General features: G+C 57.6%; 19 protein-coding genes and 2 pseudogenes. 14 read left to right on the top strand and 7 right to left on the bottom strand.

Going from position 1 to position 19,581, the window contains the following annotated elements; genetic code table 11:
• The first annotated feature begins 20 nt into the window (after nucleotides 1-20).
• Nucleotides 21-692 carry a Crp/Fnr family transcriptional regulator gene (locus tag ACS4RR_RS25710; RefSeq protein ID WP_011654245.1) on the top strand — a complete coding sequence of 224 codons (672 nt, stop codon included), beginning with the start codon at nucleotides 21-23 and terminating at the stop codon, nucleotides 690-692.
• Between the two features lie 358 nt (nucleotides 693-1,050).
• Here the strand turns inward: ACS4RR_RS25710 and ACS4RR_RS25705 are convergent, their stop codons facing one another.
• The 5 genes and pseudogenes from ACS4RR_RS25705 to ACS4RR_RS25685 all read right to left on the bottom strand — a co-directional run bounded on the left by ACS4RR_RS25705 (nucleotide 1,051) and on the right by ACS4RR_RS25685 (nucleotide 5,298).
• Nucleotides 1,051-1,764, bottom strand: coding sequence for a GntR family transcriptional regulator (locus ACS4RR_RS25705; RefSeq protein ID WP_003549684.1), 714 nt, complete (start codon nucleotides 1,762-1,764; stop codon nucleotides 1,051-1,053).
• Nucleotides 1,765-2,382: 618 nt separating this feature from the next.
• A pseudogene (locus tag ACS4RR_RS25700) lies at nucleotides 2,383-2,751 on the bottom strand (IS66 family transposase); the annotation flags it as partial.
• Nucleotides 2,752-3,069: 318 nt separating this feature from the next.
• Complete coding sequence (locus ACS4RR_RS25695; protein WP_131643049.1) at nucleotides 3,070-3,447, bottom strand: DUF5615 family PIN-like protein; 378 nt, start codon at nucleotides 3,445-3,447, stop codon at nucleotides 3,070-3,072.
• The gene (locus ACS4RR_RS25690; RefSeq protein WP_222351348.1) at nucleotides 3,444-4,076 is read right to left on the bottom strand and encodes a DUF433 domain-containing protein; all 633 of its coding nucleotides are present in this window, start codon (nucleotides 4,074-4,076) and stop codon (nucleotides 3,444-3,446) included. Before ACS4RR_RS25690 ends, ACS4RR_RS25695 begins: the two co-directional genes overlap by 4 nt.
• Before the next feature lie 520 nt (nucleotides 4,077-4,596).
• Nucleotides 4,597-5,298 (bottom strand): acid phosphatase, encoded by a 702-nt coding sequence (locus ACS4RR_RS25685; protein ID WP_456190203.1) that lies wholly within the window; start codon nucleotides 5,296-5,298, stop codon nucleotides 4,597-4,599.
• Nucleotides 5,299-5,607: 309 nt separating this feature from the next.
• Here ACS4RR_RS25685 and ACS4RR_RS25680 point away from each other — a divergent pair.
• Nucleotides 5,608-5,778: pseudogene (locus ACS4RR_RS25680) on the top strand (hypothetical protein); the annotation flags it as partial.
• Nucleotides 5,779-6,249: 471 nt separating this feature from the next.
• On the opposite strand, the gene ACS4RR_RS25675 reads toward ACS4RR_RS25680, so the two are convergent.
• Together ACS4RR_RS25675 and ACS4RR_RS25670 are read right to left on the bottom strand one after the other, a co-directional pair.
• A complete protein-coding gene (locus ACS4RR_RS25675; protein ID WP_456190202.1) occupies nucleotides 6,250-6,555 on the bottom strand; it encodes a DUF982 domain-containing protein in 306 nt (101 codons plus the stop codon).
• Nucleotides 6,556-6,995: 440 nt separating this feature from the next.
• Entirely contained in the window at nucleotides 6,996-7,898 is a 903-nt protein-coding gene (locus ACS4RR_RS25670; RefSeq protein WP_456190201.1) for a LysR family transcriptional regulator, read from the bottom strand.
• 91 nt (nucleotides 7,899-7,989) lie between these two features.
• Between ACS4RR_RS25670 and ACS4RR_RS25665 the strand changes: the two genes are divergently transcribed.
• The 12 genes from ACS4RR_RS25665 to ACS4RR_RS25610 all read left to right on the top strand — a co-directional run bounded on the left by ACS4RR_RS25665 (nucleotide 7,990) and on the right by ACS4RR_RS25610 (nucleotide 19,565).
• Entirely contained in the window at nucleotides 7,990-9,006 is a 1,017-nt protein-coding gene (locus ACS4RR_RS25665) for an NADP-dependent oxidoreductase (protein ID WP_456190200.1), read from the top strand.
• Between the two features lie 72 nt (nucleotides 9,007-9,078).
• Complete coding sequence (locus tag ACS4RR_RS25660) at nucleotides 9,079-9,381, top strand: putative quinol monooxygenase (protein WP_017967210.1); 303 nt, start codon at nucleotides 9,079-9,081, stop codon at nucleotides 9,379-9,381.
• Between the two features lie 194 nt (nucleotides 9,382-9,575).
• On the top strand, nucleotides 9,576-10,280 hold the full coding sequence (locus ACS4RR_RS25655) for a carbonic anhydrase (RefSeq protein ID WP_456190199.1): 705 nt from the start codon (nucleotides 9,576-9,578) through the stop codon (nucleotides 10,278-10,280).
• 4 nt (nucleotides 10,281-10,284) lie between these two features.
• Nucleotides 10,285-11,811, top strand: a complete 1,527-nt coding sequence (locus ACS4RR_RS25650) for a SulP family inorganic anion transporter (protein WP_456190198.1) — start codon at nucleotides 10,285-10,287, stop codon at nucleotides 11,809-11,811.
• A gap of 169 nt (nucleotides 11,812-11,980) precedes the next feature.
• Nucleotides 11,981-12,235: an FAD-dependent oxidoreductase gene (locus ACS4RR_RS25645; RefSeq protein WP_017967213.1), complete on the top strand. Its 255-nt coding sequence runs from the start codon at nucleotides 11,981-11,983 to the stop codon at nucleotides 12,233-12,235.
• A gap of 442 nt (nucleotides 12,236-12,677) precedes the next feature.
• Complete coding sequence (locus ACS4RR_RS25640; RefSeq protein ID WP_017967214.1) at nucleotides 12,678-12,833, top strand: hypothetical protein; 156 nt, start codon at nucleotides 12,678-12,680, stop codon at nucleotides 12,831-12,833.
• Nucleotides 12,830-13,171, top strand: a complete 342-nt coding sequence (locus ACS4RR_RS25635; protein ID WP_017967215.1) for a hypothetical protein — start codon at nucleotides 12,830-12,832, stop codon at nucleotides 13,169-13,171. The genes ACS4RR_RS25640 and ACS4RR_RS25635 overlap by 4 nt, the downstream gene beginning before the upstream one ends.
• A gap of 734 nt (nucleotides 13,172-13,905) precedes the next feature.
• On the top strand, nucleotides 13,906-15,360 hold the full coding sequence (locus ACS4RR_RS25630) for a UbiA family prenyltransferase (protein ID WP_456190364.1): 1,455 nt from the start codon (nucleotides 13,906-13,908) through the stop codon (nucleotides 15,358-15,360).
• A 10-nt stretch (nucleotides 15,361-15,370) separates the two neighbouring features.
• Nucleotides 15,371-15,802: a GtrA family protein gene (locus ACS4RR_RS25625; RefSeq protein WP_170282479.1), complete on the top strand. Its 432-nt coding sequence runs from the start codon at nucleotides 15,371-15,373 to the stop codon at nucleotides 15,800-15,802.
• 7 nt (nucleotides 15,803-15,809) lie between these two features.
• Nucleotides 15,810-17,132, top strand: coding sequence for an FAD-binding oxidoreductase (locus ACS4RR_RS25620; protein WP_456190197.1), 1,323 nt, complete (start codon nucleotides 15,810-15,812; stop codon nucleotides 17,130-17,132).
• Complete coding sequence (locus tag ACS4RR_RS25615) at nucleotides 17,129-17,878, top strand: SDR family oxidoreductase (RefSeq protein ID WP_170258897.1); 750 nt, start codon at nucleotides 17,129-17,131, stop codon at nucleotides 17,876-17,878. Before ACS4RR_RS25620 ends, ACS4RR_RS25615 begins: the two co-directional genes overlap by 4 nt.
• 127 nt (nucleotides 17,879-18,005) lie before the next feature.
• Nucleotides 18,006-19,565: a hypothetical protein gene (locus tag ACS4RR_RS25610; RefSeq protein WP_456190196.1), complete on the top strand. Its 1,560-nt coding sequence runs from the start codon at nucleotides 18,006-18,008 to the stop codon at nucleotides 19,563-19,565.
• Nucleotides 19,566-19,581: the final 16 nt, after the last annotated feature.

Raw genomic sequence — 19,581 nt, 5'->3', positions numbered from 1 at the left:
CAAACACGAAAGGAAGATGGATGCTTGCGAAAAATTCTATGCTTCTGCAGTCTGACCTGTTTGCTGGCTTGGATCAGGCGACTGTGGAGCAATTCACCGGAACGGCTGAGTTTCGAACCTTCGCCGCTGACGAGAAGATCGTAGCCGAGGGCCAGCAGGAATCGTTCGTCTACTGCGTCATGAACGGGTTTGTGCGACTTTCAAAATCGGAATCCGCCGGGCGCGAAGCGGATATCTGCGTGTGCGAGCCGGGCGACACCTTTGGAGAATATCTACTCGCGGGGGGCGGCTCCTACGCTTATAGCGCGCGGTCCGCCGACGGGGCCGAGGTCGCGCTGTTTGCGCTTGCGGAGTTGCAGGCGTTCGCCGACCAACATCCGGTCGTACACAGGAACGTCATGCGCATCATGGGCAGGCACCTGCTGGGCGCGATGGATTGTATTGCCGGAGACCGCTTGCTCACAGCCGCGCAACGGGTGGCAAACTACCTTATGAGCCGCTGCCCCGCCTCGGCGGCCACCTCGCGGGTTACGTTCCGCCTTCCTTACCGAAAGCGAATCCTGGCCGGCAAACTGGGACTGGCGCCGGAAGCCCTTTCCCGCGCGTTTGCGGCGCTCGCCCCGTCGGGGGTCGAAGTCAGAGGCAAGGTCGTCCTCGTCGATAGCGTCGACCTGCTGCGGGAGGCATGTTAACCGTTGGATCACCGGGCCACATGTTGAAGTTCGCCGCGCTGTTCCTGCCATTAACTACCATGTCAATGGGGTACCTGTTCGCCGCAGACTCAAGCCTCTCAAGGCCTCCACACACTACGAGTTCATTTGCAAAGCATGGGCTTCATAACCCGAGCGCTTCACCAGATTCGCTCTATCTAATGCCAGGTCTAAACATCCAGCGCGTGCCAATCATTTTATTATCTATCGCGGAGTTCGGGGAACCGGAAGAATCCGACTAGCCCAATAGTGTCGATCCTATTAGTAACGCAATGATGCGGGCATTTATTCCGACATAGGCTTTAAATGCTCGAGCCGAGTGCTTCAGATTACGGCGATATCACAAGCTTTTCGCGTGCCCAGGAAGCCCTGTTAACCCACGTTCGTTCACCTCTTGTACGACCCTTGGGACGGCATCGCGTTCTAGGTCAAGGTGGTTCATCAACGCGGACTCCACCAAGTTTGTCGCGGCGCCTAGTTCAGACATTGCGGCAATTAATTTCTCGAGGCTTTCGACAAATGCGGGCCTAAGTTCCGACGCAGTTATTTCCATTCGTAGAGGGTGAGTGCAAAAACAGAATCGTTGAACGATTTTACATGCCTCGCAATTCGATGCTTCTTCGGCGATTCTAGTAAATATCGCTTCTGCCGTTAGGGCGAGTTCGTCGGGGGACAATTTATCTGCCACGGCCCAGCTCTCTGGGATCTGCGGCCGCTTTCGATTCAACGCCGAGATTAGCGTCTCACTTCCAACAACATAAAAATCTAACAGAGTACCCTCCAACATCGGCCTGGTGAAAAAGCCCTTCTGAGGGATGTATTGGATCTTCCCTTCAGCTGCTAGTCGCTGAAGTGCTTCGCGAATTGGTGTTCGACCAAGATCAAGATTAGACGCCAGATCCTGTTCCCTGAGATGTTGCCCCGGCACACGGCCGTTATTGTGGAGAATTCGTCGAATAGCATCGTAGGCAATATCGGCCTTTGCAGGTTCTGGTTCAGTAGAAAAGTTTGTGTCAGCCCCACGCTGTGGGGGCGCGTTCTTGCAACACCGCATTTGATGGTTTTCCTCTGTCGATGTCCTTCGGGGACCCTACAGGAGCTTATTCATTGATATCGGGCGGCGTTCCGATTCAAGCCCGAATTAATTGGCCTCACCATATCGGCACGCGTTTTAACCCAGGCGAGATTCGGGGACCTTTATAACAGCCGCGGCCGCAGCTGGCCGCTATCGCACTCTCTCGCCGCTGAGTTCAACGGAATGGGGCAAGAGGAAGCTGTCACGTTCTCCATCTAAGAGGGCGATCTTCATCTCTGGCCTGTCGGATCTGATTTTGTCTGGGTGCATGTTGTCACGTCGGTTCACCTAAGCCTCCCGTCGCTGACCGGGGTAGACCCCCGTGCCGCTTGTTGACCAGATCTAGACGGCGCTCCGCGATATATCAACACATAACATTGATATTTTTTTTGATATATTTTGGCCTATCGCGCCACCTTAACGTTTTGTTTTTTCTGCTGTTGGCAAAGAACTCAGGCAGCGTCTAATTTGTGACGCATTATCCAGCCCGCTGAAAGGTTTGCGCGGATTTCCGAGTTGGCGATTCCGGCTGGCGGATCGAAAAAGCTCTGGGTGTTTAGTCCCGGCATTTGATGGTGGATTATTTTCGTTAGAATGGAGGGAGGCACTATGGGCCCTAGTAGCCGAGACGAGAGGAGCTAGCAGACTGGATGCGCGACCGACCCAGTCAGCCATTACGGATCGCGAGATGTCTATCCCTAACCGCTCGTACATCTCGGATAGGCGATAGAGGGGAATGTGATCGTCGAATTTAGCGATCATGATATGGGCGAGCAGTCCCGGCCCGGGTTTGCCGCGCTCGATCGGCAGGGTCGGCATCTCGCCAGCTACCGTCGTATCGCCATCCCTGCAGATCATGCGCTTTTCGACATGGCGGACAATCTTAACCGACGCCGGCACGTGCTCCAACACCTGGACCACCCTGTCGGCCGCCTTCAGGAACGATGCGCCACCCCAGGTCGGGCAGATGTCGACGTTCCGCGTCACTTCACAGCGGCGTCACCGTCGGCTTCGTTTTGTTTCTGTTGATTGAAAAAGAATCGTGATCGCCCGCACTTCCTACCAGCCAAACCGCCATGCATACCGCATTGTCGGGGAACAACCTAGTTCCATAAATAACGGTTATCCAACTCGAACTGTGTAGCGACTATTTAGTAATGCGACAGTTGGGCCAGTTAGAGATGCGACAGTTGTCGCCACTTCATCGACTCGAGCGGAAACCCCGTCGGCAGAGAATACTTGTCGAGGATACGGTCTGAAGACCGGGGCGTTGCGGGGGCGCGACTAAGCCTCCGGAAGCGAATAGCGCGTGAGAACCGCGTCCTCGCCATCGAGGCTCACTTCGACGACCTCGTTCACCATATCCTGTGCCCCTGCCAAGTCCTGCAAGATGAGCGCAAACAGATCTCGTTGCAGCGCAGGTAGCACCTGGGGAACTATTATCACCAGACCCGCATGCAACGCCTCTTTTGCGTAGAGCTTCCGGAAGTCGCGCGCATTGTTCGTTACGAACGTGAAATCCTCTGCTACGATGCGAGGCATCAGATCCCAGTCGGTCTCGCCGCTCAGCCCCAGCCAATTCACATGAAAGCAATCGTGACCGTGCACTTGCGCCACGGCGACGAGGGACGTGTGAAGGCATTCATCAATAAGAAACTTCACGAAGGTGAGCCGGAGGGTTTAGCAGCACTTTCGCTGCGAATTCGCAGACGCTTCTCAGACTTCACCTTCAGGCCCTGCTCGGAGAGCTTCCGCGGCCGTCCCCTGGCGGGATGGGCCACAGCCCAGATCTCGGCAAGCTCCACCATGCGCTCGGTGAGCGAAGGGTAACCCTCGACAATTTCCGCGGTGCTTGCGCCCTGGGTCTTCATCGCGGCAATCGTTCGCACTGGAACACGGGTTCGCTTGAACACCGGCTCGCCGCCCACGACGCCCTTCACACTCTGGATCATTCGTTCAGCTTCTCGAAGAGCCTCGGCACGTGCGGCCAGTTGCTCCCTTGCCCGCGCGACATCGACGATAAGATAGTCGTCCGCCCTAACGGTATCGGCATTCGGGTTCTGGTCTATGGTATCAAAAAGACGTTTGCGGCGCTCGGCGGACAAGATCGATCCGACGCCATACCAGAGCTTCAACCGAAGCAGATCCTCATCAGTAAGCGCTCTACCCTTGCCGCCGATGAGATGAGTCGCGATGATCCGCTTGTCGATCGCATTGTGCACCGACTTCACAGCGATCCCGCTGACTGCTGCGGCCTCGGCGGGCGTGTAGGCGTACGATGCGTTGGCCATAATCATTCTCCTTGAGGAGAATATATAATGCAGGTGCCGTCCCCGGTAAAGCTCGACCGAGCGTTTCGATCTCGCTTCTAATCAGCTTATTGGTGGGCACTTCTTCTCAAGCGGCCGTTCGGTCACACGAAACAGTGTTTCCGCCCAGGCGAGGGACTTGCTTGCGCCGGATCGTCACTTGGATGCCTTGAAGATCAAGAGCCGGGAATTTCACAAGATTGGCTCTCGCTGAGTGTTGTAATTGCAGGGCTATCGGTTCTGCTGTCATCAAGGCGAGGGATGGCGACAATGGTCGGCAGCGACTGAAATGTATCAAGTCGTTAGGTACTCAACGACGACTGCGCTGAAGCCACCAAAGGTAACCTCCGCGGGGTCTAGCTGCCGTTCGGCATAAATTGCCGGAAACGTTAATTGAAGGCAGTAAACTCTAACGCGAGGTCATCCAAGGGCGACCATGCCTGAAAGCACAGAACCGCCGGATTTCTCGCCGGCGGTTCAAATGGATATTCGGTCAATCGGCTCAGACGTGGGACAGACCAAGGACGGATCGCAGTTCCTCCTTGGCGGCTTCAAATTCAGCTTTGTAGTCGTCATGGGTGCGGATCGTTTCGGCAATGACGGTGCCGGCGATGCGGCCAGCCTCGACGTCCGAAGCATAGTGAATGCCGCCGACAATACGGTTATGACCATATTCCCACGCGCGTGCCATCAGCTCGGTCCTTTTCTCCGGCACCATGTTGGAAAGGACGATGCCCATCAGCGTGCCGACGGTGGTGTGACCCGACGGATAAGCACCCGACTTCGAGAGGGGAACAATCGGCTTGACCAGGTCGCTGTAGAGGTGAGGCCGCGGACGCTTCCAGAAATCTTTGGCCGGATCGACAACAGCGCCTTCTGTGGCGACGACGCGGTCGAAGAAGGCGGCGAACTTCGGCAGGTTTTCCTTGCTGAACTTGGGATTGTCGATCACATCGGCGAAGCGCCAGACATCTTCATCCGCATCGGCGACGGCACGTGCGGCCATCTCAGGTGTGCGGGTAACCTGGATCGTTAGTATTTCAGCGAGTTCGGCCTGCATCTGCGGCGAATTATTGCCGGGCGGTGTCGGCAACAGCGAAACGAGGTCGATTTCCTTGGCATCGGAAAATGGCTTGGCATCTTCTGCTAAAACCGAAGAAGCAAGGCCGATGACGAGGGCGAGCGACAGGGCTAGATTGCGCATGGTAACTCCTTTTGAACAGCGATGCCGACGCTAGCACCCCGATATTCCGCTCGTGTGACAGTAACTTCACCAATCCGTATGAAATGGATACAGCGTGGCGCAAACCTCCGAGCCTTCTCGCTCTCACGCCACCGCGCGCTGCATTTCCTCATTCCGGTCAAGGAAGCCCTGATTCATCTCGCAATGCGGACATTACTCTGGGCGGAATATGCGAATGACCTGGTCTGTAAACGGCTTGACGAGAAAGGACGGCGGCGTACGCTCTTCTGGTTTGACGAAAGCCTCGACGGGCATTCCCGGCTGCGCTTCATTCTGGCGGTCGCACTGGTCTGGCAGTTTGCGCAGAGGAAATATGTTCCCGCCGCCTATTGGCTTTCCGTGGTGCTGATCAGCATTGTTGGCACATTAATTACCGACAATCTGGTCGACAACTTCCATGTGCCACTGATGGCTACGACGATTGCTTTCTCGATCGCCCTTGACCTTGCCCACAAGGAAGCGCGAAGCGGCTATCTCGTCTACCGCTTCGCAGAGAGGAGTGCCCAAGCACGACGTATCTTCTGAAGCCGCGAGGAAATCTGCTGCGGTGGAGGGGCAGATATTCCATTGCGAAAATCAGCCAAGGCCTGAGCCTCCAGCCTCGTTCTCTCGCTTGACAATTGCTGGTCAACTATTGGCTTGCCGGTCTGGTGATCTATGACCGCCCACGACCCGTTCTCGAGTGCTTGTATCTGGTAGCGCTGCATTCTCAAGCCATAGATTTGGATGCGCCTACATCAGCCTGAAATCTCTTTGAAATCAACAGGGAGGGAATGCTGCTTCACAGATACTTTGGTTAGATGGTGAACCTCCGGTTACCGTGGGCGAGCGGCAACCTCCATTCAGCTCGCATGCGGACAATGATCTGATTCCGGGATGTCGATCTGCCTGCGTGTGCGTGCCATGCAAAAATTATGCACTAATATGTAGTTGCGAGTCGGTTTTCATTGTTGTCTTGGTGACGATAGTTATCGCTGCGATGCCCGCTTCATCGGCCGCACGCAGAAACGCATCCCGAAATTGCTCCGGAGCGATCTGACCGCTGATCGCATCGACGCAAGCCTTCACCGCAGTGACATATTCTTCGCCGTCATCGGAAGGCCAGTCCTTGAGCAGCATATATGCAGCGTCGCCGAGGGTTCGGATGATCCTGTGAACTGGCTGGCCGCGCAGAGCCAGCCCGACGGGTGTGAAAGCAGAGCTTGCGTCCCAATCCATTGTCCTCGATCCCTCCGGGCAGCGATCGTAATCGTCGAAGTTCTAATATACGCGTGTATTCCAAAACCGTAATTGACGATTGGTTACCCGGCGTGACCGGATGTGAAGGTAGGCGCCGGGGGATGACTGCGTCTCACGCGAGATCGCCATGATATCTGCCTCCGCTATCGCAAATTCAGCGGAGCAGCGATGCCAAAGCCCCCATTGCTCGTGGGTTGGTCGCCGTGATTATGTCCTGCATCTGACGCCGTGCAGCGGGAATACGGCTAAGACAGCCGCGTGCGGCGACGAAAGGCATTGCCCGCAATCGCTAACGCCGTCCTCCCGAAATTGTCCTGTATGACGGACACAAGGCCCAGGTGAGTTGGCACAATGCTGCTCGCCGTCGAAAGGCGATGGACCAGTCCTGAAGGGTAGGGGCTTCAGACGAGCACCCGCAGCTAGGCCAGTTCGATCAACATGTTCAGGAAGGCGCGAACGGACGGGTTGGTACGGCGGCTCTCGGGCCAGACGGCCGTAATGTTATGGCGGTCCACTGCAAACTCGGACAGAACCGGGATCAACTCGCCGCGCTTGATCCACGGCGCAGCCGTAAAACTCGTGCCCATTCCGACGCCTGCGCCCGCAGCAATTGCAGCAACAACAGCTTCGCTTGCATCGACGACAACACCGGAAGAAGGCACGATCTCGATCTCCCGTTCGCCAATCCGGAAAGGCCACCGAAACAGTTGGCCAGTGCTTTGGTAGCGCATATTGACCGTCTCGTGCCCCTCAAGGTCATCGGGATGCTCCGGGGTGCCGCGCGTAGCAAGATACTCGGGCGACGCGTAGCAACAGAGCCGGTGCGGCGAAAGCCGGCGTGACAGAAGGCGCGAGTCACCGAGCTCACCGATACGGACAGCCAAATCGATACCCTCTTCGATGAGGTCGACCATTTGGTCGCTCAGCCGCAAATCGATCGTCACCTTCGGGTGCAGCTGCCGGAATGCGGCAAGCGCAGGCGCAATGACATGCAGGCCGATCGGCAGCGACGCTGCAATTCGCAGGGTGCCGGAGGGCTCTGCCCGCGCCGCCTTGGCCACCTGCTCGATTTCTTCCGCATCGCGCAACAGACGCAAGGCGCGCTCATGCAGGTCGCGCCCCTCGGCGGTCAAGGTCAGCGAGCGCGTCGTCCGCATGAACAGCGAGACGCCGAGATGCTGCTCAAGCCGCTGAACGCTTTTGCTGATCGCCGAGGGAGAGATAGAGAGCGATCGAGCGGCCGCTGTGTAGCTTCCCAGAGACCCTGCTTTCGCGAACGCAATAAGGCCGGCCAGCCTCTCCAAACCCATTTGTTCCTTCATGGCACTATTAAAGCGAACAACACCGCAATTATCAACAGTATGGGGCGGGGCTATCTTCTGATCGAACAGTGAACATTAAAGTGAGGCTATGATGACCGAGGCGATGAAGGCAATTCAGCTGCACGAGTTTGGTGGCCCGGAAGTCTTGCGCTACCAGAATGCGCCGCGACCCACACCGGCAAGGGGTGAGGTCCTGGTTCGCGTTCATGCGGCAAGCCTCAATCCACCGGATCTCTACCTGCGTGACGGGTATCGCGCGCTGCCGCCAGAATGGCAGCCCGATCCAGTGTTTCCTCTGATCCTTGGCACCGATGTGTCGGGTGTCGTCGCGGCAGTTGGCGACGGTGTTTCGGAATTCAAAGTCGGCGATGAGGTCTTTGCGTTGGTGCGTTTCCCGGAAGACGTCATGAAAGGCAGCGGCGCCTATGCTGAGTATGTCCGCGTGTCCGCATCGGAAGTGGCAATCAAGCCGGCGGGCATCGAACACATCCAGGCAGCCGGTGCGCCGATGTCCCTGCTCACCACTTGGCAGTTTCTGGTCGAACTCGGTCACGATGCCCCGAACCCGTTCCAGTCGTTCCCTCATGCGCCCATCCCGCTCGACGGCAAGACCGTTGTGATCAACGGTGCCGGTGGCGGCGTCGGGCATCTGGCGGTTCAGGTCGCGAAGTGGAGAGGGGCGCGCGTGATCGCTGTCGCCTCCGACAAGCACGAGGCGCTTCTGCTCGAGCTGGGCGCTGATCAGTTCATCGACTACACCACGACGTCCGTTGAGGCGGCCGTACAGGATGTGGATCTCGTGATCGACGCTGTCGGCGGCCCTAACATGGAGCGTTTTTTGAGGGTCCTGAAGCGGGGCGGAGCACTGTATCTCGTCAACCCTCTGGGCTTTTCCGGTCATGAGGAAGCGGAAAGGCGCGAGATAACGGTGTCGTCGACACAGGTTCGCTCGAATGGCGCGCAACTGGCCGAGGCCGGTCGATTGCTCGACGACGGCACCATTCGCGTCGTGATCGACAGCGTCTATCCGTTAGCGGAAGCGTCAGATGCGCATCAGCGCGCGTCGCAAGGAAGAATTCAAGGAAAAATTGTGCTCTCGGTTGTTTAACGAACGCAAGTCCCGCCCGTCAAATCCACATCAGTCGGCTGTCGGAGGGCAGCGGCAGCAGAAGGAGGCGTCATGCTCATTATAGCCGGACACATACACGTCGATCCCGCTGACGTGGTGCAATTTCTCGCGGACCTAAAGCAGCTTGCGATTGCCACGCGAAAGCGTCCCGGCAACATTGCTTATGACGCCGCGGTGGACGATCTACAGGCCGGAAGGTTGCTCATATCGGAACGATGGGCAGACCAGACAGCGCTCAGCGCTCATCTCGATGCCGCCGATACCGTCTCGTTTGTTGGCCGGTGGCAGGGCCGCATGCATGGGGATGTCCGCAAGTTCGACGCTTCGAACGAACGCGGGCTAATGGACAGTTAAGCCTCGCTTCTATAGTCACCCTAGCGCGCGACCGGATCACTTCTCATTCAAAAATTGTTGCGGTGCAAAAATGGCAGAGCCTCTTTCATTGGGTTCTCGCCACATCTTATTGTGCGTGTGCGAACAGATCGCTTCTGCAACCCGCCGGATGAGAGATATTCCCTCCGACGTCCGGCCAGAAAGAGGATCCGAATATGGGTGATCTCCTGAAAGGTATCTCCAGTTTTCGCGGCGCCGTGTTCCCGACCCACTCGGCGCTCTACCGCAAACTGGCGCGCGAAGGTCAGCAGCCCCATGCCCTGATGATATCTTGCGCCGACAGCCGCGTGATGCCGGAAACGATAACGCAGTCCGGCCCCGGCGATCTCTTCGTCTGCCGCAATGCAGGCAACATCGTTCCCCCCTTCTCGACCCTCAATGGTGGGGTCTCTTCCGCGATCGAATACGCCATTCTGGCGCTCGGCGTCAGTGACATTGTCGTCTGCGGTCACTCTGATTGCGGAGCGATGAAAGGGCTGTGCCATCCGGAAATGCTTGAGCCGATGCCCAATGTCGCAGCCTGGCTGCGCCACAGCCACGCCGCCTATTCGGTCGTATGCCAAGCCTATCCCGACGACCTTTCCGACGCTGAGCGTGTGCGTGCAGTAGCGATGGAAAATGTTGTCGTACAGATTGACCACCTGAAGACCCATCCATCAGTGGCGGCAAAGCTCGCAACCAACGAAATCACACTCCACGGCTGGTTCTTCGACATCGAGACGGGTGAGGTCCAGGTCTATGACGGAGCGTTGGCAGCATTTACCGAGGTGAGGGAGAGTGAGCCGCTGCCAGTCGCTGTTACGGGGCGTGATCGCCCGCATGTCATGCCGCGCGTCGCGGCTGCGCTCTCCGGAGAATAGTGCCATGACAAACATCGGCTCTGTTTCACGCGACCTCGCTTCGTCTCTCGTGGTTTTCCTTGTTGCTATTCCACTTTGCCTCGGCATTGCGATCGCATCGGGGGTGCCCGCGGCCATGGGGCTGATCTCCGGTATCGTAGGTGGCGTCATTGTCGGCCTGCTCGCGGGGTCGCCTCTACAGGTCTCCGGACCTGCCGCCGGTCTTGCCGTGATCGTCTTCGGCTTCGTCGAACAGCATGGCATTGCCATGCTCGGTCCTGTGCTCCTCGTTGTCGGACTTCTGCAGATCGTGGCGGGTTTCCTGAGAATTGGCTCGTGGTTCAGAGCGATTTCTCCGGCGGTGGTTCATGGCATGCTCGCCGGCATCGGCATTTTGATCATCCTGGGACAGATCCATGTTCTCATGGATGCCAAACCCGCCGCAGGCGGCATAGAGAATGTCACCGCCATCGACGACAGCGTCAGCCGGTTAACGGGCACCAGTGTCACCAACGAGGCCATTGCACTGTTGGCCGGCCTTATCGCTCTCCTTGCGATGGTGTGCTGGGAGAAATTCCGCCCGAAATCACTGTCGCTGGTCCCGGGAGCTCTTGTCGGTGTCGCTGCTGCCACAGTCCTGACGATCGCCCTTGAACTCCCGATAGCTCGCGTGGACGTGCCCGCCTCTCTAGTTGACAGCATCTCGTTTCCGACGGCCGAGAATTTCGCCCAGCTTGTGCAGCCCGGCATTATTTTAGCGACGTTGATGATTGCCGTCATTGCAAGCGCCGAAACGCTTCTTTCCGCGGCCGCCGTCGACCGAATGCACGATGGAGAACGTACCCGCTTCAACAAGGTACTATTCGCCCAAGGCGTCGGTAATGGCCTTTGTGGATTGCTCGGGGCATTGCCGATCACGGGTGTCATTGTTCGATCATCGGCCAATATCCAGGCCGGAGCTCGCACGCGCACCTCGGCGATTTTACATGGACTTTGGATTCTGGCGTTGGTGGCGCTTTTGCCGGGCGTGCTGGGAATGGTGCCATTGACGGCGCTTGCCGCCGTACTCCTCGTCACTGGCTGGAGGCTGATCAGTCTCCACCATGTGCGTCACTTGTTCCAGCACCATGGTTTTGTACCGGTCGGAATCTGGGCAGTGACGGTGGCAATGGTTGTCCTTCAGGATTTGCTGGTTGGCGTGGCGCTCGGCCTTGCGCTGTCGATACTGGAAATTCTCCCCTATCTGCGCCGAAAGCTTGTAATCAGGCATGCTGAGATCGACGACGAAATTCATGTCCGTTTGCGCGGAGCGGTCACCTGCAAAGACGTGCCGGCGCTACTCAGCACGTTCGAAGGGCTACCCGACGGCCGCAAAGTCAATATCATCGGTAAACATCTGTTCTACATGGATCATACCAGCGCTGAGACGATTAGCGAATGGCTCCGGCGCGAGACGAAATCTGGACGAATCGTCGAGATCCACGCGCCTACGGCCGCCCGTCATCCCCGCCTTAAGCCGCTGTTTGACCGATTCTCAGCCGAAGCCGCCTGAACCTGAAAGGGAGAGCAGCTCCATTGCTCTCCCGTCGCTCGTCTCTAAACGCAGACGTCGTCAGCCGGACGAATTGGAGGGTAACTAGACGGTTGCTTGCAGCTGGAATGGCCACGAGCGTCTTTGCTCAGTCCTCGAATTCCCCTACCTCGTCCTCGAAGCATCAGCGGTGCTCGAAAAGGCCGTGCTCTATTCCGCGTTGGGGGTTCGGCCCCATTCGCGGCTCGCCCAGCGACTCGAAGTTGCACTCGAGGAGGACCGGCGGATCAAAGTCGATTCGCATCAGGGAACAAACATCGAAGGGGTGTACGCGGTTGGCGATGTTGTCACAGGGCTGAACCAGCTCGGTGTGTCGATGGCGCAAGGCGAAATCGCGGCCCTCGCCATTCACAATCGTCTGCGCGAACACAAGAACGACCGATGAGGCGTCAGCAACCTGAGGCGAACGGGCAAGTTTCGCTCATGAACAACTGTGACACCAGCTCATCAATCGGGTGGACCAATAGCGAGCGCCGACAAACCACCGCATGCGGGCTCCGAATTGGACTCGATATGTGTTGCCGAGTCTCGGAGCCGATCCGCGGAGGCCGCAACAGTCGAATTGGCCTCCGGAGCCGAAACAAGTGGAACCTTTGCCGAGCTTGAATGTTAGCGGCATCTGCACGGCAAGAGTGCTCCACTGCCGCCGGTTTGCCTCGCAGGCATCCTGATGTTGGCGGAGTGGATCGGAACGGCGATGTCACAGCACGCAAGCCAACGCAGCGCCCGTCATCCATGGGAGTGCTGTCACCCAGGTCTTGGCGGACAGGCGCCCAGCGAGCGGACGCTTTGAAAGCTTACAAGCAGTAGGAAGCGGAGAATCGACAATGGACCAAGGTTCACCCAGATGGCTGCTTTCGTCCTATGTGGCTGCTGTCTTCATTGTCGGCCTCATCATCACCGCGGGCTCGATCTCGATCTGGAGGTTGAGCGGGGGCGACGGCGCGGCACCAACTTCAAGCGAACTCGGAGAACCGCGATGATCAAGAAGGATGGCAAGACCGCTGCCGAAGTACGCGGTCGAATCCAATCAGGAGACAGTGGAGACATCAGATCGGGATTTGACCCTGCAGCCGCACCCCTGGAAACAGATGCTGAGGCCGCAGGTCAGCCGATGAGCCACGAAGAGATCGAGACGGCGCTGCATACTCAGAACTGGGGAGCGGCCGATCGCCAACGCAACTACGATGTCGCCATGCGTGAACCCGGGAGTGCAGGGACCATACCCCAGACGACGCGCTCTAACCCTTTGCGCATCTTCATCACCACGCTGGCTCTTGTTGCGCTGGCAGTGGCGATCGCCAGCTGGATCTACAGCTGACAACCTAGATGTATGATGTGCCAACGCACGTAGTCTCAAAGATGGCGCAGGCGACCCCACGGGCACCAAGCTTAACCACACAGTGGGCAAAGCTGGCTGCGCCAAGAGAAGCTTCCAGTAACCTAACAAGCGTTCAACTGTTTCGGCATTGCTACGCGACCAGAACGGCTCCCATAAGGATTGCGCAAACGAGTCCAAAGATGTTCAAGCCGAGAGTGACGAACTCGCTGATCCGCTGACGGTGGGGGTGACATTGCTCGACATTTCCGAAGACGGCAATAGCCCCGCCGACCATCCAGCAGGTCAGTGTCATTGTCCCAAGAACAAGTGCCAAGTTCATCGCTTCGTTCGTCCGGTCTTTGCGTGTAGGGCACCAAACCGGCACATCAGCGGTTTGTTCCTGCCGTCGAAACTCCGTCCGGCAGAGTACGTCGCTCAGCGCAACCAGGTCATGCCACGGCAACGAGCAGGTGCCAGGTTGAGCATTGATAATTCCTTTCGCGCAGGAAGATCCGCAGCCTGTATGAAACTGGAGGTGCAGGAACGTCGAGCACCGTCAGGACGCCAGCGTTTGGGGCGTCATGGAACTAAGTGGCGTGGCCGTTGTTCGGCGATTTCCACCGACCCGCAGTAAAAAGGGAAATCCTTTGAGCGAATTGCGCCAGGAGTTTGAGCTTCGAAGAGATTTTCTGCCGACGGGCCAGGAGAACGAGTGGATTGCACCTCGTCGAACGATATCATCGCTCGGCGGCTCGTCGACACCGCAAAATTCGGAGTCGTCGCGACCGCTGGTCATCGACCTCGATGGCACCTTGGTCCGATCCGACCTCCTGATTGAGACCGCGTTCTCTGAACTCAGGCGCCGCCCTTTTTCCATCGTTGACCTTTTCCTGGCAACGTGCCGGGGAAAGGCATGCCTCAAGCACCGTCTTTCCGCACCGGCGGATTTCGATCCGGCTATCCTGCCCTTTGATCTCGAGGTTCTGAACTTGATCCAGTCGGCGCGGGAAGAGGGACGTCAGGTCTATCTCGCGTCCGCGACGCACGAGCGCCTCGTCTCCCGCGTTTCCGACCATTTAGGTGTCTTCAACGGTTGGTTTGCAACGGACGAGATGACTAACTGCGCCGCCGAGGTGAAGGCGGAAAAGCTCGTTGCGGCCTTTGGCCATGGTGGCTTCGACTATGTTGGCAACGACGCCGCAGATCTGCCTGTATGGCGTCACGCTGGAAAATCATACGCGATTCGGACGTCGGCCAGGGTTGCTCGGCAACTATCGCGCCAATGCAACAATGTCGAGCATCTTGCGCACGACAAGCCGACCTGGCGGACTTGGGCGCGGTTGCTGCGGGTGCATCAATACGTCAAGAATGCGCTGGTCTTTATCCCGCTGCTGACAAATCAGCTCTTCGATGTTCATAGTCTCGCCAATGCCGCTCTAGCTTTTGCCGCCTTCTCGCTTTGCGCTTCGAGCGTCTATGTGCTGAATGACCTGGTCGACCTTCAGGACGATCGCGCACATCGCAGCAAATGCCGCAGGCCGCTGGGTTGCGGCGATATCCCGCTCTCACACGCGCTCGTGGTAATCCCCATTCTCCTTCTGTTGTCGTTTATGGTTGCCCTCACGATTTCACCCGCCTTCATTTTGGTGCTCGCCGGATACTTTGCGTTGACCACCGCCTATTCGTTCTTTCTGAAGCGAAAAATGATCCTCGACGTTGTGACCCTTGCAGCCCTTTATACAGCACGCGTGGTAGGAGGGTCGGCGGCGATTTCAGTTTGGCCCTCTCCTTGGCTGCTCGCCTTCATGATGAGCTGGTTCCTCTCGCTTGCACTCGTCAAGCGATATACGGAGCTCATTTCTCGCCGAGCCGCAGATCTACCCGACTCCAAGAGCCGCGATTACAAGAATGGAGACGTGGGCATGATCGGCGCATTGGCGGCCGGCGCCGGGATGAACGCGCTCACATTGTATGCTCTCTACGCTGCAAGCGACGGCGTGCAGGATCTCTACACCCGGCCAGGGATTTTATGGTTGGCGGGACCAATCCTGGCTTGCTGGATTGCGCGTATCCTGTTGCTGGCCCATCGGGGACTGATGCACGACGATCCGATCGTATTTGCGATCAAAGACAAAGTGAGTCTCGCAACCCTGGTCGTTGCCGGAGCCTTTGTGATCGCCGCGTTATGAGGTGAGCGAGATGCGTTCCCATTACGCGCGTGAAGGGATGTCGACCCGTATCGCAGTTCGCTACGTCGCGTTCGCGATCCTCTCGACTTTGACAAATTTTGCGGTGCAGGCGGCCGTCGTGAAGATATACCCGTCGCAGAGCCTGGTGCCGTCAATGCTGGCAGGCACCGCCGCTGGGTTCGGGCTCAAGTACTTCCTCGACAAAAGGTGGATCTTCTTTGACCGATACGAGTCGCATGGTGACGAATTGCTCAAGATCGTCCTCTACGGCCTGTTCAGCGTCGTGACGACGATCATATTCTGGGGGTTCGAAACTGCCTTCTGGACAGTCTGGAGAACGGATCTTGCGAAGTACGCAGGCGGGGCAATCGGCCTGGCGATTGGCTACGTCTCGAAATTCGCGCTCGACCGAAAATTCGTTTTCAAGTTGCAGGGGGCGTGACAGGCTGATGGAGGGATGGGGACGTTATCCGCGCCACGATATTGAAGTGCTTGATTGCAGGCTGCCGGAAGCTTTGCCTGGAACGGTGTCATCGTGCGCGGGTCTGATTGCTCGCGGCAGCGGCCGCTCGTATGGCGATGCCGCGATCGGTGAGCATCTCACTTTGAACTGCGGTTCATTGAGCCGGATGAAAAGCTTCGACGAGGTGAATGCCTCCCTGACGGTCGAAGGTGGCGTCATGCTGTCGGACATTCTCAGGTCGTTCATCCCCCGAGGCTATTTTCCCCCCGTGGTCCCAGGAACGAAGTTCGTCACTGTCGGGGGAATGATCGCCTCCGACGTGCACGGGAAGAACCATCATCGCGACGGTGGGTTCGGCGAACACGTTAGCGAAATCAAGCTGGTTATTGCCAGTGGTGAGATCCTCACCTGCAGCAGAAGCCAGAATTCTGAGCTTTTTTTCGCGACGCTCGGCGGTATGGGTCTGACGGGCATCATCGCTGAAGCTACTTTTAAGCTGAGGCACATCAGTACCGGGTGGATTGTTCAAAAGACCGTCGCTACAGAAAATCTCGGCGATACGCTAAAAGCCTTGAAGCAAACTGACGACGCGACCTATTCCGTTGCCTGGATTGATTGCCTCTCGCGGGGCCCTTCGCTCGGCCGCTCGCTGATTTTTGCCGGCGAGCACGCCAGTCCGAGTGACATTGCTCAAATGCCAAAAGCAGCGCTATTGCCTCCCTTCAAGGCGGCTCGTTTTTCAGTACCGGTCGACCTGCCTGGTTGGACGCTCAACCGAGCCAGCGTTTCTGCATTCAACCATCTTTACTATCGGGCGGGTGCCCGCAAAGCAGCCCGAACCTCGTTGGTCCACTGGGACAGCTACTTCTTCCCCCTTGACGGTCTTCTCGAATGGAACCGGCTCTACGGCAAGCGCGGCTTCCTGCAGCATCAATGCGTGGTGCCTGACGAAAACGCGCTCCCGGTTTTGAGCAGCATACTGGATCGTTTCGCTCGTTCTGGAAAAGCCTCATTCCTGGCCGTTCTGAAAAGGCTGAAGGGCGGCGCAGGCCTTCTGTCATTTCCGGCGCCAGGGTATACCCTCGCGCTCGACCTGCCGGTCGCGCCCGACGTGTTCCAGTTGTTAGACGAAATTGATAAGCTGGTTGTCGCGGCGGGAGGGCGGCTCTATCTCGCCAAAGATGCAAGGCAATCCCGTCATACGTTCGAAGCCGGTTACCCCCGACTACAGGCGTTCAAAGAGGTGCGGCGAACAACGGGAGCCGACGGTCACTTTAGTTCCCAGCTGGGAAAAAGGCTTGGCATATGAAAGCCATCGGCAAGACACTGCTCCTGATTGGCGCGACGTCGGATATTGGCCGTGCGACTGCCCTGGTCTATGCCGCGGCTGGGTGGGGCATTCATTTGGTCGGACGCAGGCGTGAGCTTGCCCAACGCGAAGCCGATGACATCGTCACGCGCACCGGCGCAGCCGTCGCAGTCCATGAGCTGGATATTCTTGATACCGGCCGCTTCGAAGAATTTCTGAGCACCGTGTCGCCATTGCCTGACACGGCCATTTGCGTCGTCGGCGAACTCGGCGAGCAGGCCCGCGCCGAAAGGGAACTCGAACACGCCGCCATGATAATGCGGACAAACTTCGAAGGACCGGCTTTGATGCTCGGCCTCCTGGCTAGCCGCTTTGCCGCGCGCGGGTCTGGCACCATCGTCGGCATAAGTTCGGTCGCCGGCGATCGCGGGAGAGGATCAAATTATGTCTATGGCGCCGCGAAAGCTGGCCTGACGGCGTTTTTGTCCGGCCTCAGAAACAGACTATCTAACGCCGGTGTTCGCGTCCTCACCGTTAAACCCGGCTTTGTCCGAACGCGAATGACTGACGGAATGAAGCTTCCGCCACTGCTGACCGCCGAGCCTGCAGAGGTCGCTGACAGGATTTTCGCCGTTGCCGAGGGCGGCAAGGGAGGGGACGTCGTCTATGTCAGGCGGATTTGGTATCCGCTCATGACGATAGTCCGAGGCATCCCGGAACCGATCTTCAAGAGGTTGCGGCTGTGATCGATACCTGGGGAATAAGAGCTAGAGATTGCCTTGTCCGTTTCGTCGGCATGTTCCATCTTGTTGATCGGCATTTTCCTCGCACCGATGCGTATCAAGACCTGTTCTGGGAAAGGGCGGAGTTTAGATGAGGCGCCGCCTTTTTTCTGCACAAGTTGCGCTCCTGGTGGTCGCGGCAATTTGTGCCGCCATGCTTGCCCTGCCTGGACGGACCATCAACACCGCCTTCATCAACGACGTCTTGATATTCATCGATGGAGCGCATCGTATCGCTGTCGGACAGGTGCCGAACCGTGATTTTCATACGGCGCTCGGACCGTTGGTCTTCTATATCCCTGCCCTGGGCTACTTCCTGTCCGGAAATTTCGGCGCCGCGATACCGATGGGAATGGCGCTCCTGATCGTCGCGTTCATGCCTGCAATGATACGTATCCTTCTTTCGCGCCTCAGCTCGCCGTTAGCCATCGCTTTGGGCATATTCCTGATCCTGATTCTGGCTGTCCCGATCAATCTCGGAAGTCCGGTACGGCTTCTTTCTTTCGCGATGTTCTACAATCGCATCGGGTGGGTCGCTCTCGGCCTCATCCTGGTGATGTACCTGGAGCCGAGATCGAAAGCCGCCCGCAACGACGTTGCAGACAGTCTGGCGACGGCCTTTCTTCTGCTTGTCCAATTCTATACGAAGGCGACCTATGGTCTCTGCGGCGTAATGTTTCTGATCTTCCTGTTGTTGGACCGGCAGCAGCGTTTCTGGATCCTGCTCAGCCTGCTTCTGACCGCGCTCGCAATGATCATCATCGAGTTCTTCTGGCGCGGCACGCTTCAGCACTTAGAGGATCTGCGGGCGGCCGCACGGGTCAGTGGTGATCATGACGTCTTCAGCGTACTGAAAAATATCCGTGAGAATTCCTCGGATCTGGTCGTCTTCATTGCCTTTTCATTGATTGCCTTGTGGCAGACCCGCAGTCTTCGAGACCTCCTCTACTATGGGTTTTGCGCGGTCGCAGGATTGGCAATTATCAACCAGAACGCCCACAGCTGGGGTATTATTACCCTTTATTGCGGAGCGGCCGTCCTGGCGGAAAAAGCACGGCGCTTCCGATCTGTCGACCAAAGCGCGAAGATGGAGCGGTCCGCTCGTCTTGCAGCTGCGCTGCCACTGCTTCTAATCTTCTTTCTGTTGCCGCCCATCGTCCATCACGGAGCGGCGATCGCTCTCCACACCGCACTTGCCGCGGAGAATGTGGGCAAACCTCTCGGTCCTCCGCAATTTGAGGACGTCCGGGAAATCGACCCGCCCGGTGGGGAGCCAGATTTTATTCGGCGCTACCTCGACAGTATCGAAAGCGGTGGGGCTTTACTTCAAGCCCTGCCAATTCCGCCCGAGCGGGTTTTCGTACTCGATTTCGTCAACCCCTTTTCCGCGGGACTCGGGATACGCCCTCCGACAGGTGACACCGCCTGGTTCCACTGGAACCGCAATATCAATGAGAAGGCCTATATTCCACCAGAAGCACTGTTCGCCGACGTGAAGATTGTGATGGTGCCGAAGACCGGCATCAATAGTCTGCCGTTACAGGAGCTGTATGGGCCGTTCATTTCTAAGAATTTCGACATGGTGCAGAAAACGCCGGAGTGGACGATTTATCAGCGACGCCAGGCCGCGTTGGAAAGCGAGGCGCGGTGACGCAGGCGGTGAGGTC

Origin of the sequence: Rhizobium zaerense, assembly GCF_051810725.1 — a bacterium.
Lineage (GTDB): Bacteria > Pseudomonadota > Alphaproteobacteria > Rhizobiales > Rhizobiaceae > Rhizobium > Rhizobium leguminosarum_I.
This window is presented reverse-complemented; position numbering and strand designations above follow the sequence as displayed.

Bases quoted from the DNA above. Each gene is read 5' to 3' on its own strand.
- ACS4RR_RS25710 (WP_011654245.1), top strand. From the start codon at position 21: ATGCTTGCGAAAAATTCTATGCTTCTGCAGTCTGACCTGTTTGCTGGC.
- ACS4RR_RS25705 (WP_003549684.1), bottom strand. From the start codon at position 1,764: ATGCGGTGTTGCAAGAACGCGCCCCCACAGCGTGGGGCTGACACAAAC.
- ACS4RR_RS25690 (WP_222351348.1), bottom strand. From the start codon at position 4,076: ATGGCCAACGCATCGTACGCCTACACGCCCGCCGAGGCCGCAGCAGTC.
- ACS4RR_RS25685 (WP_456190203.1), bottom strand. From the start codon at position 5,298: ATGCGCAATCTAGCCCTGTCGCTCGCCCTCGTCATCGGCCTTGCTTCT.
- ACS4RR_RS25675 (WP_456190202.1), bottom strand. From the start codon at position 6,555: ATGGATTGGGACGCAAGCTCTGCTTTCACACCCGTCGGGCTGGCTCTG.
- ACS4RR_RS25670 (WP_456190201.1), bottom strand. From the start codon at position 7,898: ATGAAGGAACAAATGGGTTTGGAGAGGCTGGCCGGCCTTATTGCGTTC.
- ACS4RR_RS25665 (WP_456190200.1), top strand. From the start codon at position 7,990: ATGACCGAGGCGATGAAGGCAATTCAGCTGCACGAGTTTGGTGGCCCG.
- ACS4RR_RS25660 (WP_017967210.1), top strand. From the start codon at position 9,079: ATGCTCATTATAGCCGGACACATACACGTCGATCCCGCTGACGTGGTG.
- ACS4RR_RS25655 (WP_456190199.1), top strand. From the start codon at position 9,576: ATGGGTGATCTCCTGAAAGGTATCTCCAGTTTTCGCGGCGCCGTGTTC.
- ACS4RR_RS25650 (WP_456190198.1), top strand. From the start codon at position 10,285: ATGACAAACATCGGCTCTGTTTCACGCGACCTCGCTTCGTCTCTCGTG.
- ACS4RR_RS25640 (WP_017967214.1), top strand. From the start codon at position 12,678: ATGGACCAAGGTTCACCCAGATGGCTGCTTTCGTCCTATGTGGCTGCT.
- ACS4RR_RS25635 (WP_017967215.1), top strand. From the start codon at position 12,830: ATGATCAAGAAGGATGGCAAGACCGCTGCCGAAGTACGCGGTCGAATC.
- ACS4RR_RS25625 (WP_170282479.1), top strand. From the start codon at position 15,371: ATGCGTTCCCATTACGCGCGTGAAGGGATGTCGACCCGTATCGCAGTT.
- ACS4RR_RS25620 (WP_456190197.1), top strand. From the start codon at position 15,810: ATGGAGGGATGGGGACGTTATCCGCGCCACGATATTGAAGTGCTTGAT.
- ACS4RR_RS25615 (WP_170258897.1), top strand. From the start codon at position 17,129: ATGAAAGCCATCGGCAAGACACTGCTCCTGATTGGCGCGACGTCGGAT.
- ACS4RR_RS25610 (WP_456190196.1), top strand. From the start codon at position 18,006: ATGAGGCGCCGCCTTTTTTCTGCACAAGTTGCGCTCCTGGTGGTCGCG.